Genomic DNA, 353 nt, shown 5'->3' on the forward strand with positions numbered 1-353 from the left:
TAATATAGTGCCAACCTTGCCTGCGCACGGCCTTGAGCCAGGGCACTTTAAAACCCGCATCTGTTACAATGACCGGGCGGCATTCGCTCGGTAAGATCAGCTTGAGCATGCTTAGAAATCGTTTTTGTATTTTAGGGCAATGATATTGCTCACTCAGGGCGCTTTGCTGGTAAAGCGTGATTGCGCGCCCTTCACCCACAATGCTGGCACGCAGAATACAATGTTTTGTCTGTGTATCAGCGTGACTCCAGTCCACCAAAATGACCGGATGCTTTTCGGTCACCACAAGACGGCATAAACGAACATAAACCGTTGTCGATTCACGTAATAACTCATGGTTACTGAGCAGCCGA

General features: G+C 48.7%; 1 pseudogene. It reads right to left on the bottom strand.

The features are described 5' to 3' along the window. Positions 1 to 353: pseudogene (locus HC733_RS22690) on the bottom strand (IS4 family transposase); the annotation flags it as partial.

This window comes from Pseudoalteromonas sp. S16_S37, assembly GCF_014694405.1.
GTDB lineage: Bacteria > Pseudomonadota > Gammaproteobacteria > Enterobacterales > Alteromonadaceae > Pseudoalteromonas.